Origin of the sequence: Nannocystis exedens (assembly GCF_002343915.1) — a bacterium.
In the GTDB taxonomy this organism is placed as follows: domain Bacteria; phylum Myxococcota_A; class Polyangia; order Nannocystales; family Nannocystaceae; genus Nannocystis; species Nannocystis exedens.
Window position 1 is genome coordinate 4,572,567 of sequence record NZ_NETK01000001.1, and the last position, 13,158, is coordinate 4,585,724.

A 13,158-nucleotide genomic window follows, 5' to 3' on the forward strand; every position below is an offset into this window, starting at 1 on the left:
ATGCCCTCGGGGACATGCCTTTGATCACATGCTCAATCGGCCAGGCGCCAGGCGAGGCGCTCGCCGGCGCGCAGCGGCACCAGCTCGTCCTGGCCGAACGGATAGGCGGCCGGCACCTCCCAGGCCGCCCGCTCGAGCCGGACCTTGTCGCGGTTGACCGGCAGGTCGTAGAAGCGCGGGCCGAACTCGCTGGCGAAGCCCTGCAGCCGGCCCAGCGCCCCGGCGCGCTCGAACGCCTCGGCGTACAGCTCGATCGCCGCGTGGGCGGTGAAGATCCCCGCGCAGCCGCACGCGCTCTCCTTGGCCCGGCGCGGGTGCGGCGCGCTGTCGGTGCCGAGGAAGAACTTCGGCTCGCCGCTGGTGGCCGCCTCGACCAGCGCCTCGCGGTGGAGCTCGCGCTTCAGCACCGGCAGGCAGTAGTAGTGCGGGCAGACGCCGCCGGTGAACATGGCGTTGCGGCTGTACAGCAGGTGATGGGCGGTGATCGTCGCGGCCACGCGCGGGCCGGCGGCGCGGACGAAGGCCACCGCCTCGCGGGTCGTGATGTGTTCGACGACCACGCGCAGGTCGGGCAGGCGCTCGAGCAGCGGCGCGAGGTGGCGCTCGAGGAACACCGCCTCGCGGTCGAACACGTCGACGCCCGGGTCGGTGACCTCGCCGTGGACCAGGAGCGGCAGGTCGACCTGCTGCATGGCCTCGAGGACAGGGAGCACCCGCGCCAGGTCGGTCACGCCCGACTGCGAGTTGGTGGTCGCGCCGGCCGGGTAGAGCTTCACGCCGTGGACGAACCCGCAATCGCGGGCGAGGGCGATCTCCTCCGGCGGCGTCGCGTCGGTCAGGTACAGCGTCATCAGCGGCGTGAACCGCCCGGCCAGCGCCGGCGGCACGGCGGCGACGATCCGCTCGCGGTAGGCCGCGGCGTCGGCGACCCGCGTGACCGGCGGCTTCAGGTTGGGCATGACGATCGCCCGCGCGAACTGCCGCGCCGTGTGGGCCACCGCGTCGGCGAGGACCACGCCGTCGCGCAGGTGGAGGTGCCAGTCGTCGGGGCGGACAAGCTCGAGCGCGTCGGTCACGGCGCCAAGAGGTATCACGCGCCCCGGCCCCCGCGCAGCCCCGCCGGATCGCGTCCGCAGCCGGCGCGCGGGCCGAGCGCGAGCGCCGCGCGGCGACCCGGGCGACGCGGCCGCCCGGGCGCGCCGCGACATGTCCTTTCCGCCATGTCCCTCTTTTAGAAAACCATCAGCTCCAGAAGCCGGCCGGCTGCTCGAGCCGCAGCGCGCCGACCTGGCCGAGGAAGCCCTCCGCGGCCACCGCGTGCTGCGACAGCGTGTGCATGTCGCGGAACCGGCGCTGCAGCGGCGAGGCGTCGCGCGCCGCCCCGGCCCCGCCCGCCCGGTAGCAGGCGTCGACCACGCGCGTGCACGTCTCCACCACCCACGCCAGCATCGCCGACAGCCGCGGCACGATCGCCGGCACCGCCGCCGGGTCGGCCACGCACGCCGCCCAGAACTCCTCGCTGGTCGCCCGCACCAGCGCGCGGGCGGCGGCCACGTCCATCTCGGCGCGCCCGAGGTGGATCTGGAACACCGGCGATTCGGCCAGCGACGCGCGGGCGAACACCCGCTTCTTGCCGCCGCGCGCCAATGTCACCACCTCGTCGAGCGCGCCCTGGGCCAGGCCGACCGCGACCGCGGCCATGTGCGCCAGGATGTGCAGCACCGGCGCGACGAAGTTCGGGCCGGCGACCGACGGCGCCCCGGCGAACAGGTCGAGCGAATCGGACGCGGGCACGAATTGCCCCTCGACGGCGATGTCGTGGCTGCCGGTGCCGCGCATCCCGAGCGCGTGCCACGAATCGACGACGCGGCCGGCCGCGGCCGGCCAGATCATCCCGCGCAATTCGGGCGTCCCGGGCGCCGCGCCCGGGCTCGGCTGGCCGTCCTGCATCACCACGCAATTGCCGATCATCCAGTCGCAATGTTCGCACCCGCTGGCGAACGTCCACTTGCCGGTCACGCGATAGCCGCCCTCGACCACGAGCGCCTCGCCCTGCGGGCTCGAGCCGCCGGCCAGGACCACGTCGGGGCCGGCGGCGTAGATCGCGTCGAAGCGCGCGCGGGGCAGCAGCGCCAGCACCTGCGGGCTCTCGGCGCCGATCATCACCGTCCACGCCGTCGAGCCGTCGACGCGCGCCAGCGCCTCGAGGATCTCCTGGCCCGCGCGCAGCTCGAGCTCGGCGCCGCCGTGGCTGCGCGGTACGAACATGCGCATCACCCCCGCCGCCCTGAGCTGCGCCAGCAGGTCCGCCGGCACCCGCCGCGCCCCGTCGATCTCCCCGGCGCGCCCGGCGATGGTCGGACCCAGATCTCGCACCGCGGCCATGATCCTCGCGGAATCATCCTCTCGCATCACCAGCAACCTCCGCCGCGATCGTACGCCGGCGCGACCGCCACTGTCATGCGCCGCGGCGACGCATGACGAGGGCGGCCCGGGTGCGGCGAGGTCGGGTGAACGATCCTCCTGTCGTCGACGCACCCGGACCGCGTCTGCTCGGGGTCTACCGACGCGCCGGCCGATCACGCCGGCGGCTGCAGCAGCGCCCCGAGCTCGCGTTCGCCGGCCGACAGCAGGATCGCCACCTCCTGCAGGCCGGCCGCGTGCTCCGCCCGCTGCGCCAGCCGCTCCGACAGCTCGGTGAACGCGCGGCGGTTCTGCTGCAGCCCGAGCGGCGAGCCCTTGTCGCGGTTGAACACCACCGAGTCGCGCAGCAGCGTCACCGCCTCGGCGTCGCGCCCGAGCAGCGCCAGCACCTGCGACAGCGCCTCCGTCGTCTGCGCCAGCCCGGTCAGGTCGCCGAGCTGGGTCTGCACCTCCGCCGCGGCGTCGAAGCGCTGCTTGGCCGCCTCGGTCCGCCCCGCGCGCAATTCGAGGCGGCCGATCGTCTCCCACACGCGCCCGAGCTCGCGGACCTCGCCGAGGTCGCGATAGGCGCGCTCGGCCGCCCGCGCGTGCTCGAGCCCCATCTCGAAGCCCTCGGCCTCGCGCCCCGGCCGCAGCTGCGCGTGCAGCGGCAGGCGGGCGAACAGGTGCTCGGTCTCGGCGAGCTCGCGCAGCGCGACCGGGTCGCTGTTGACGTGCGGGTCGAACACCTTGCGCGACTGGCGGAGCAGCTGCAGCGCGCGCCCCGGGTCGCCCATGCGCACGAGCACCGCCGCCTGGTCGTTGAGCAGGCAGGCCGCCCCGATCGCGTCGCCCGCGGCCTGCAGCATGCTCCCGGCCGCGACCAGCTCGTCGAGCGCGCGCCCGAGCGAGCGCGGGTCGCCCAGATCGAAGCACACGCCGGCGATCGCCTGCGCCAGGTCGGCCGCCAGCTCGACCGGGGCGTCGGCCCCGAGCTCGGCGCGCGCCATGTCGAGGGTCGCCTGCGCCTGCGTCAACGTGAACCCGAACTCGTAGCCGGCCGACTGCCACTGCAGCCGCCCGAGCTCGATCAGCGCCTGCACCCGCAGCAGCCGCCGCGTCGCGCTGGCCGGCAGCGTCGCCAGCAGCGACAGCGCGTTGTGGGCGTGCTGCGCCGCGGCCTGCGGCGCCCCCATCTCCGCCGCCTTGCGGGCCGCCTCGCACAGGTGCTGCGCCGCCGCGTCGAACTCGCCGGCGAGGCGCATGTGCTCGGCCGCCCGCGCCTCGTCGACCAGCGGGTCCTCCAGCCGCGTCGGCACCACCCGCGACGGCGCCCCCCAGCCGTCCGGATCGGCCTCCTCCGCCCGCGGTTCGGCGGCGGGCGCCGCGAAGATCGTCTTGCGCCGCGCCGGCGACCAGCCCGCCGGCCGCGCCTCCGCCTGCTCGTTCGGACCTGTCTCGGGGGACACATTCGGGCTCGCCGCCCGCAGCCCCGCCAGCGAGCTCGCCCCCAGCGACATGTCGATCGGCCCCGACCGCTCGCCCTTGCCCGGCACCGTCCACGTCGGCGCGCCGGGCGAATTGGCTGCAGATGTCTCTTCGGACACCTGCGGGGAATCGCCCGATCCCGCGCCTGTCCCTGCGGACACCCCCCTCGCCGCGGCCGCAGCCTCGCCCGTCCCCGCGGGCGCCTCGCTGTTGCCGTGATCCTCGAAACCTGTCCCTGCGGCCATCTCGCTGGCGACCTGCGCGGCCAGCCCGGTCTCGTCGACCAGGTCGACGACCTCGGCCGAGAGGTCGATGATCTCCGCGACCTGGGCGGCGCTGGGGATCTTCTCGCGCGGCTTGGGCTTCGGCACCGGCGGTCGCGGCGGTTTGGCGCCGGCCACTTCTTCGCCGGCGCGCGCCCCGAGCAGCCGCCCGAGCTTGCGGTGCCACGCCTGCGCCAGCGACGGCATCAGCGACGTCGACAGGGCCGTCAGCGCCGACGTCGGCAGCGAGAACCGGCCCTCGCCGCGGTCCTCGACCGGCAGCCCGAGGTCGGTCGCCTGCTGCAGCAGCTCGAGCACCACCAGCGGCTCTAACGACAGCAGGTCGGCGACGATCCGCGTCTCGAAGCCCGGCCCGATCAGCGCGCCCGCCCGCAGCACCCGCAGCACCTCGGGCGGCAGCGTGCGCCACTGGATCGCCTGCGCCTCGCCGCTCGGCGGCTCCTCCCCGCGCACCACCCCGGCCGGGTCGCGCGTCCGCACCGCCAGCAGCAGCTCGGCCGCCGCCTCCTTCGGCTCGCCGTGGAACACCAGCACCAGCGGCAATTGCAGCCACCCCTGCCGCCGCACGACCTGGGTCAGCGCCGCCAGCGTCGCCTCGTCGGCCTGCTCGACCGCGTCGAACACCACGACCCACCGCGAACCTGGCTGTTGGGCCAGGTGATTCCACAGCTCGACCAGCACCGCCTCGGTGGCCCGCTCGGGCGCCTCGCCGAACAGCGTGCGCCGGCGCAGCGACTTGGCCCGGTCCGGCGGCTTCGGCCGCGCCTCGCCGAGGATCGCCTCGGTCAGCCGGCGCGCCTCGAGCAGCGGCCGGAGGGCGGCCGGCGCCACCTCGCAGCTGACCCGCAGGAGCTGCAGGTCGGGCGGCGGATCGGGCAGGCGCCCGCGCACCGCCGTCGCCAGTCGATCACGCACCCGCTGCCACAGTCGCCCGGACTCGCGCTCGTCGTGGGTCATCGCCGCCGAGCTTACCGGAGTCGCGCGCCTGGTGTCGCGTGGCCTGCCGACCTCGCTCGGATGCGAACCTGTCCCTCGAGACACCTTCACCAGCCGTCCGCGACCCCGCCGACGCCGGCCCCGAGCGGCGTCACCGTCAGGTCGGCCGCCGCCACCGGTCCGCCGGGCGTCGCCGTCGGCGCCACGAACAGCAGCGGCAGCGGGCCCGCCCCGTGCGACGCCGCCGCCAGTCCCACATGTGTCAGCGGCTCCGAGAAACAGTGCTCGGCGATCGCCGTCCACCCCACCCCGTCGCTCGAGCCGAGCCCGCGCACGCAGCTCGCGTCGGCCAGCCGCTCGAGGCGCACGAACGCCGGTGACTCGCCCGTCAGCCCCGGCACCCCGGCGAACTCGAACGCCTCCGTGCCCGCGCCGGCCGTCTCGCGCCGCTGCACCCGCAGCGGGTGATCGTCGGCGGGCCGGCAGATCGCCAGGTACGCCGCGTCCGCCTGAAGCCCCGCGCGGGCCGCCAGACACGCCTTGGCCCACGGCTCGACGTGGCTGTTCGGCGCGGCGATCGCCGCCGTCCACACCACCTCGCCCGCCCCGGCCAGGGCCCCGGCGAACAGCCCCTCGTCGCTGCCGCCCCACAGGTCTCCCGAGTCGACCGTCACCGTCACGATCGCCGCCGACTCGCTCGCCGGCGCCTCACAATCCGCGATGCACGTGAACGGCCAGCCCTGCGGCCCCGCCGTGTTCGCCCACGGATCTTCGTCGCGGTTGATCTGGTTGGTGGCGATGTGATGCACCCCCGCCTGCTCCGCCGCCGCCCACGCGCCCTCGTCGTCGGCCACCCACACGCGGCTGACCATCCCCGCCGCGCGCACCGCCTCGGCCACTGTCACATCCCCGATCTCGAGGTTGTGCACGATCGCCGCCGAATGTTTGAAGAGGTCCTGGGCGTCGCTCAGCCCGGGAGCGACGAAGGCCGCCCGCGCGCCGGCGTCCGCCCCGACGTAAGTCGCCAGCGGTCCCGACGGATCGTCGAGGTCGCCGCCGGTGAGCATCGCGATCACCCGCCCGCGCCACGCCTCGAGCCGCGGCCACGTGCAGCCGCGGGTCGTCACCGCCTCCTGCAACGTGGTCGCGCCGGGGCAGGCCGCCAGCAGCTCCTCGGGCCGCACCAGCGCGTCGGCGAAGGCGGCCGCGAGCAGCGCGTCCAGATCGTCCGGCTGGTGCCCGCCGCCGAACCCGTCCTTCAGATCGATCCACAGCGTCACGACCTCGTGCGCGGGCACGGCGCGGGCGAACGCCGCCACCTGGTCCAGGCATTGCGACAGCGTGCGACAGTGCGTGTCGTCGTCGATCACGTCGGTGTGATAGACGAACCAATCGCCGGCGAGCGCCGCCTCGAACGCCTTGCCGGTGTGAATATCGAGCTCGAGCGAGCGGATCCGGTGGTACACGATCTGGTCGAACAGCGCCTCGTGCCGCTGGAACGCGTTGTGCGACGATTTCTGCCGCACCTCGTGATAGCGCGGCCCGCTCGCCTCGGCCCCCGTGGTCGTGTCCCCCGTCGTCGCCGCGGTCGTCGTGGGCGCCTCGGTCGTCACGGTCGAGCTCGCCGTCGTCGAGCTCGTCGTCCCCGAGCTCGTCGTCCCCGAGCTCGTCGTCCCCGAGCTCGTCGTCCCCGAGCTCGTCGTCTTGCCGCCGGTCGGGGCCTCGCTCGTGGTGGTCGTGCTCGCGCCGGTCTCCGACTCGCTCCCACTCCCGCCCGCGGTCGCTCCCGGGGCGCCGCCGCAGGCCGACAGGACGAGGGGCACGAGCAACGCCGGGCGGAGCATGTCGCGAGCTGACCGCCACCGGGTCGCCGCTGTCAAGCCGACCTGTCCCCGGAGACATCTCCTTCCGGTCGCGAGCGGCGTGTCCTCGCCGCCGCGTCCGCGACCTTCGCGCGGGCTGCCGCGCTCGCGGGCGTGATCGCCGCCTCGCGTCTCCGACCCGCTGCGACCACGCTGAGCCTGCTCTCCCCGCATCCTTGGACGCACCGCGAGCGCGAGCGATCGTCGGCCTATCGGGCCTCGGCGAAGCGCCTCGATCGGGCCGGGCGGCTTGACAGCGCGGCCTCGCGCGCTAGGTCTCCGGCATGCCGGCCAGGGCAATTTGGGAAGGAACCATCGGCTTCGGCCTCGTGCAGATCCCCGTCGGGCTGTACTCCGCCGAATCGAGGGACGAGCTCAATTTCGACCTCCTCGACCGGCGCGACATGTCGCCCGTCGGATATCAGCGGTACAACCGCGAGACCGGCGAGCCGGTCGATTGGGACGACATCGTCAAGGGTTACGCCGTCAAGAAGGGCGAGTACGTGATCCTCGAGAACGAGGACTTCAAGCGCGCCAACGTCAAGGCGACCCAGACCGTCGACATCGTCCAGTTCACCGACGCCGACGCGATCGACCCGACCTACTTCGAGAAGCCGTACTACCTCGTGCCGGGCAAGCGCGGCGCCAAGCCGTACGTGCTGCTGCGCGAGGCGCTGCGCAAGTCGGGCAAGGTCGGCATCGCCCGCGTCGTCATCCGCACGCGCGAGAGCCTCGCGGCGGTGATGGTCAAGGGCGACGCCCTCGTGCTCGAGCTGCTGCGCTACGCGCACGAGCTGCATCCGCTCGAGGACTACGACCTGCCGACCGGCAAGGACGCCCCCAAGGTGTCGGCGCCCGAGCTCAGGATGGCCGAGCGGCTCATCGACGAGATGACCGCCGAGTTCAAGCCCGAGGAGTTCAAGGACACCTACCGCGACGAGCTCCTGGCCTTCATCAAGCGCAAGTGGAAGGGCGAGGAGGTCGAGGAGGTCGACGTCGAGGCCGAGGCGCCGGCCACCAACGTGGTCGACATGATGGCGCTGCTGAAGAAGAGCCTCCAGCGCGGCGGCAAGGCCGGCGCCGAGGAGGCCGACAAGCAGAAGAACAAGCCGAAGCGCACCGCCGCCCGTAACCCGCGCCCGGCGAAGGCCAAGAAGGCCGCGGCCACCAACCGCAAGAAGACGGCCAAGCGGGCCAAGACGGCCCGGCGAAAGGCGGCCTGATGTCGCTCGCGCGCTACCATCAGAAGCGCGACTTCGCCGTCACGCCGGAGCCGCGCGGCAAGGCGCCCAAGAGCGGCTCGCAGGGCGAGTTCATCATTCACAAGCACGCCGCCCGCCGTCTGCACTACGACATCCGGCTCGAGCTCGACGGCGTGCTCAAGAGCTGGGCCTGCCCCAAGGGCCCGAGCCTCGACCCGCACGACAAGCGGCTCGCCGTCCACGTCGAGGACCACCCGCTCGAGTACGGCGACTTCGAGGGCACCATCCCGCAGGGCGAGTACGGCGGCGGCTCCGTGATCTTGTGGGACCGCGGCCGCTGGTACCCCGAAGGCGACGCGCGCGCCGGCTACCGCGCCGGCAAGCTCAAGTTCCGCTTCGACGGCCACAAGCTCCAGGGCAGCTACACCCTCGTCCGCATGCACGGCCGCCGCGACGACGACACCGACAACTGGCTGCTGATCAAGGAGCGCGACGAGGTCGCCAGCGACGACGGCGAGGCCCTCGTGCGCGACCAGCCGGAGAGCATCCTCAGCGGCCGCACCGTCGAGGAGGTCGCCGCCGGCGAGCCGCCGAAGAAGAAGGCCCGCAAGACCACCAACAAGCAGGCCAAAGGCAAGCCGAGCAACAAGTCGACCCGCCGCCCCGCGGGCAACAAGCCGGCCAGGAGCGACGCCGCCAACGCCGCCGTCAAGGCGGTCGCGAAGAAGCCCGCCGCCAAGAAGAAGAAGTCGGCCAAGAAGCGGTCCGCCAGCGACGAACCCGCGCGCCTGCCGACGGCGAAGCAGGCGACCAAGAAGACCGCCACCAAGAAGGCCGCCAAGAAGACGACCAAGCGACCGCGCGCGGCCAAGAAGAAGTCGACCAAGAAGGCCGCCGCCACTGCAAAAAAATCAGCGTCCGAGCGTCCGCTCCCCGAGCGCGTCGCGCCGGAGCTGGCCACCTTGGTGGATAACGTCCCGCCCGGCGACGATTGGTGCCACGAGATCAAGTTCGACGGCTATCGCCTGCTCGCCCGCGTCGACGAGGGCGACGTCCGGTTGATCACCCGCGGCGAACAGGACTGGACCGAGCGGCTCGCCCCGCTCGCCCGGTCGCTGCAGGGCCGGCTCGGCGATCACCGGGCCCTCGTCGACGGCGAGCTCGTGCACGTCGACGAGGACGGGCTGACCCGCTTCGGCCCGCTGCAGGCCGCGCTCGCGGAGAATCGGCCCGGCGAGCTCGTGTTCTACGCGTTCGACCTGCTCCACCTCGACGGCCACGACCTGCGCGGCCTGCCCTTGATCGAGCGCAAGAAGCTGCTGGCCGAGCTGCTCCCGCCCGAGGACGCGCCCGGTCGCGTGCGGCTGTCGGAGCACATCGTCGGCGGCGGCGAGGAGCTGCTCGCGCGCGCCTGCTCGCTCGGCCTCGAGGGCATCCTCGCCAAGCGCGCCGACGCCCCGTACAAGAGCGGCCGCACCCGCGACTGGCTGAAGATCAAGTGCGGCCGCCGCCAGGAGGTCGTCGTCGGCGGCTACGCGACCGCGCGCAGCGGCCCGCGGGCGCTCGGCGCCCTGTTGGTCGGCGTGTTCGACGACGACGGCAAGCTGCAGTACGCCGGCAAGGTCGGCACCGGCTTCGACTTCGCCGAGGCCGCGCGCCTGCACAAGCTGCTCAGCGCGCGAGAGGTCGCCCGCTCCCCGTTCGCCGGTCGCCTGCCCACCGGCCTCGGCGACGTCCACTTCGTCCGCCCCGACGTCGTCGTCGAGGTCCGCTTCGGCGAGTGGACGCGCGACGACCGGATCCGCCACGCCGTCTACGAGGGCGTGCGCGAGGACAAGCGGCCGAAGCAGGTCCACCGCGAGGCCCCCGCCCCCACCCCGGACAGCGCCGGCGTCGAGGTCCTCGGCGTCCCGTTGTCGAACCCGGGGCGCGTGCTGTGGCCGGACGACGACATCACCAAGCGCGACCTCGCCGAGTACTATGAAAAGATCGTCGACTGGATCCTCCCGCACGTCGCCGACCGTCCGCTCAGCCTGGTGCGTTGCCCCGACGGCATCGGCAAGCCGTGCTTCTTCCAGCGGCACATGAAGCACGACCTGCCCGACGGCATCCAGGCGATCGAGATCGGCGACGAGGACGAGCCGGCCTACGTCTACGTCCGCGACGCCCGCGGCCTGATCGGGCTGGCGCAGATCGGCGCGCTCGAATTGCACGCCTGGGGCGCCACCGTCGCCGACCCCGACGGCCCCGACCGCCTGGTCCTCGACCTCGACCCCGCCGAGGATGTCCCCTGGGACCTGGTCAAAGGTGCAGCGAAAGCCATGCGCGAGCGCCTCGCCCGGATCGACCTCGACAGTTTCCTGAAAACCACCGGCGGCAAGGGGTTGCACGTGGTCGTCCCGCTGACCGCCGGACGCCAGAGCTGGGCCGAGGTCAAGGCGTTCGCTCGCGGGATCGCCCGCGAGTTCAGCCTCGCCGACCCCGAGCATTTCGTCGACGTCGCCGCCAAGCACAAGCGGCGCGGCAAGATCTACGTCGATTACCTCCGCAACGACCGCGGCGCCACCAGCGTCGCCGCCTACTCGCCCCGGGCCCGCCCGGGCGCGTCGGTGTCCGTCCCGCTGCGCTGGTCCGAGCTGGCCGGCCTCGCCGACCCCAAGGCCTACGACATGGACAGCACCGTCGCTCGCCTCGCCAAGCTGCGCAGCGACCCCTGGCGCGAGCTGGCGCGCGTCCGCCAGGTGCTCACGGCGCAGCGCCTGCGCGCGGTCGGTGCCAAGGTTTGATGGCCTTCGGGACATGCCCCGAAGAACATTGTCCATTCCTATCGCAGCAGGCGGTCGAGCTCGTCGTGGATCTTGCCCTCGACCGCGCCCCGGAACCCGCGCAGCACCAGCGGCAGGTCGATCTCCACCCGCACGCTGGAGTCGTCGACGCTGACCGTCCCCGACGTCCCGCGGGCCGCCCCGCGCGGCGTATCGAAGGTCAACTGGTCGCCCTTCCAGTGCCAGCGGATCCCCAGCTTCGCCTCCATGCTGAGCGCCAGGGACTCCGTCTTCTGCCGCGCCATCGCCTTACCCAGGGCGTTCGGGCGACGAATGCTGATGTTGGCCATGACCTGCAGCATGACTCGAGACCTCCGCTCGACCACCGCGGATCTCCGTCACGCGTCGCCCCGCTCCGACGCGTCTCACATTGCTCGATCCCTCGCGAAAAACTGCGCCGTGCGGCCGTACCGCGCCCTCCGCGCCCGCGACACGGCCGGCCGCACGCGCGTGCGAACGCCAGCGCGCGCGCGCAGGCCCGGTCGCGCCTGCGGATGCGCGTCGTCGCGCCGCGCTCCCCGGCGGCGGCGCGGGCGTGGTAGAAGGCGCCCGTCATGCGCCTCGCTGTCCCGAAGTTCCAGTTCCGCTTCGTGCCCTCGCTCGGCCACGTCATCCACCCCGGCAACTTCCACCCGGTCGGCGTCCAGCGCTCGGCGGAGGCGCTGGTCGATCGCGCGGCCGCCAGCGGCTTCACCCGCGCCGGCGGCGAGCCCGGCGCCTGGCTGGTCGTCGGCGGCTCGGGCGGCTTCGGCAGCGCCGCGCGTGTGGTCTTGGGGACATGTCTCGGAGCACATACGCTGAACGTCTCCTACGACCCTGCGCCGCAGCCCGAGAGCTCCAACAAGCTGCGCAAGATCGGCTCGCCGGGGTATCACCGGACCCTGGCGATCGAGCGGCGCCTGCGAGCGCGCGGCCTGGCGGCGCGCACGGTGCTCGGCGACGCGTTCGACCCGGCCGTGCTGGCGGCCGCGATCCAGGAGGTCCGCGAGCACTTCGGCGGCAAGCTGCACGGCCTGGTGTGGGCGCTCGCCGCCCCACGGGCGACCGACCCGCGCACCGGCAAGCCGGTCCAGAGCGCCCTCAAGCCGCTCGGCAAGCCGGCCACCGTGCGCACCTTCAGCGGCCGCGGCGAGACCCCCGAGGACGCGCCGAAGTTGGTCGAGCTCGAGCTGCCGCCCGGCAGCCCCGAGGAGGCGGTCGCCACCCAGTTCGTCATGGGCGGGCGGATCGTCGAGCAGTGGGTCGACGCGCTGCTGCAGCACGACCTGCTGGCGCCCGGCTTCACCCTGGCGACCATCTCGTACCGCGGCAACCCGCTCAACGCCGCCGTCTACCGCAACGGCCTGATCGGCCTCGCCAAGGCCGACCTCGAATTCTACACCCGGGCCATCGACGCGGTCCTGCGCGGGCGCGTCGGCGGGCGGGCGGTCGCCGTCGAGGGCCCCGCCGTCGTCACCGAGGCGTCGGGCGGGATCCCCGGCGTCCCTTATTACATGGCCCTCGTCCGCGACGTCCTCGGCGACCGCTTCGAGGACCCGCTCGCCTCCATGCTCCGCCTGTTCCGCGACAAGCTGCCCCACGGCGGCGAGCCCGTGGTCGACGCCGAGGGCCTGGTCCGCCTCGACGACGTCGAGCTCGACGAGGCGGTCCAGGCCGAGCTCTCGCGCCGCTTCTTCGCCGGCAAGCCCGGCGACCCGTTCGACCCCGCGCTCTATCAGAGCTTCATGGACGAGTACGCCCGCACCCGCGGCTTCTGCATCGACGGCGTCGACTACACCGCCGAGTTCGACACCGACGAGGTCTGCCGCGTCGACGCCCCGGCTGCCTGATCGGGCGTACTCTAAAGTTAATGTCTGCAAGGGCATGTCTGAGAGGGCATGTCCTTCCATTCGCACGCCGCCGCGGTCGACCGCCGCTCGCGGCCTCGGGACGAGGCATGTCCGCGAGGGCATGTCCTTTCATTCGCACGCCGCCGGCAGGCCGCTGCTCGCCGCTCGCGGCCTCGGGACGAGGCATGTCCGCGAGGGCATGTCCTTTCATTCGCACGCCGCCGGCAGGCCGCTGCTCGCCGCTCGCGGCCTCGGGTCAATGCAGGTCCGCGGGCTCATGTCCTTGCATTCGCGCGGGGCCGCGGTCGAACCGCCGTCGCCGCGCGCGA

8 protein-coding genes are annotated in these 13,158 nt (G+C 73.4%); 3 read left to right on the plus strand and 5 right to left on the minus strand.

The window, feature by feature from the left end; genetic code table 11:
- Positions 1 to 32: 32 nt before the first annotated feature.
- The 4 genes from pyrC to NAEX_RS17975 form a co-directional block, all read right to left on the minus strand.
- The gene (gene pyrC / locus NAEX_RS17960) at positions 33 to 1,076 is read right to left on the minus strand and encodes a dihydroorotase (RefSeq protein WP_245913749.1); all 1,044 of its coding nucleotides are present in this window, start codon (positions 1,074 to 1,076) and stop codon (positions 33 to 35) included.
- 166 nt (positions 1,077 to 1,242) lie between these two features.
- The gene (locus NAEX_RS17965; RefSeq protein ID WP_245913750.1) at positions 1,243 to 2,385 is read right to left on the minus strand and encodes an acyl-CoA dehydrogenase family protein; all 1,143 of its coding nucleotides are present in this window, start codon (positions 2,383 to 2,385) and stop codon (positions 1,243 to 1,245) included.
- Positions 2,386 to 2,579: 194 nt separating this feature from the next.
- Positions 2,580 to 5,132: a tetratricopeptide repeat protein gene (locus NAEX_RS17970; RefSeq protein WP_096328705.1), complete on the minus strand. Its 2,553-nt coding sequence runs from the start codon at positions 5,130 to 5,132 to the stop codon at positions 2,580 to 2,582.
- 86 nt (positions 5,133 to 5,218) lie between these two features.
- On the minus strand, positions 5,219 to 6,955 hold the full coding sequence (locus NAEX_RS17975; RefSeq protein ID WP_143825589.1) for a Ca2+-dependent phosphoinositide-specific phospholipase C: 1,737 nt from the start codon (positions 6,953 to 6,955) through the stop codon (positions 5,219 to 5,221).
- 302 nt (positions 6,956 to 7,257) lie between these two features.
- On the opposite strand from NAEX_RS17975, the gene ku reads away from it, so the two are divergent.
- Together ku and ligD are read left to right on the plus strand one after the other, a co-directional pair.
- Entirely contained in the window at positions 7,258 to 8,196 is a 939-nt protein-coding gene (gene ku / locus NAEX_RS17985) for a non-homologous end joining protein Ku (RefSeq protein ID WP_096328707.1), read from the plus strand.
- On the plus strand, positions 8,196 to 10,961 hold the full coding sequence (ligD, locus tag NAEX_RS17990) for a DNA ligase D (protein ID WP_096328708.1): 2,766 nt from the start codon (positions 8,196 to 8,198) through the stop codon (positions 10,959 to 10,961). The genes ku and ligD overlap by 1 nt, the downstream gene beginning before the upstream one ends.
- A 38-nt stretch (positions 10,962 to 10,999) precedes the next feature.
- On the opposite strand, the gene NAEX_RS17995 is transcribed toward ligD, so the two are convergent.
- Positions 11,000 to 11,302 (minus strand): polyhydroxyalkanoic acid system family protein, encoded by a 303-nt coding sequence (locus tag NAEX_RS17995; RefSeq protein WP_245913751.1) that lies wholly within the window; start codon positions 11,300 to 11,302, stop codon positions 11,000 to 11,002.
- A gap of 252 nt (positions 11,303 to 11,554) precedes the next feature.
- Between NAEX_RS17995 and NAEX_RS18000 the strand changes: the two genes are divergently transcribed.
- Positions 11,555 to 12,829 carry a hypothetical protein gene (locus NAEX_RS18000; protein WP_096328709.1) on the plus strand — a complete coding sequence of 425 codons (1,275 nt, stop codon included), beginning with the start codon at positions 11,555 to 11,557 and terminating at the stop codon, positions 12,827 to 12,829.
- The last annotated feature ends 329 nt before the right edge of the window (positions 12,830 to 13,158 follow it).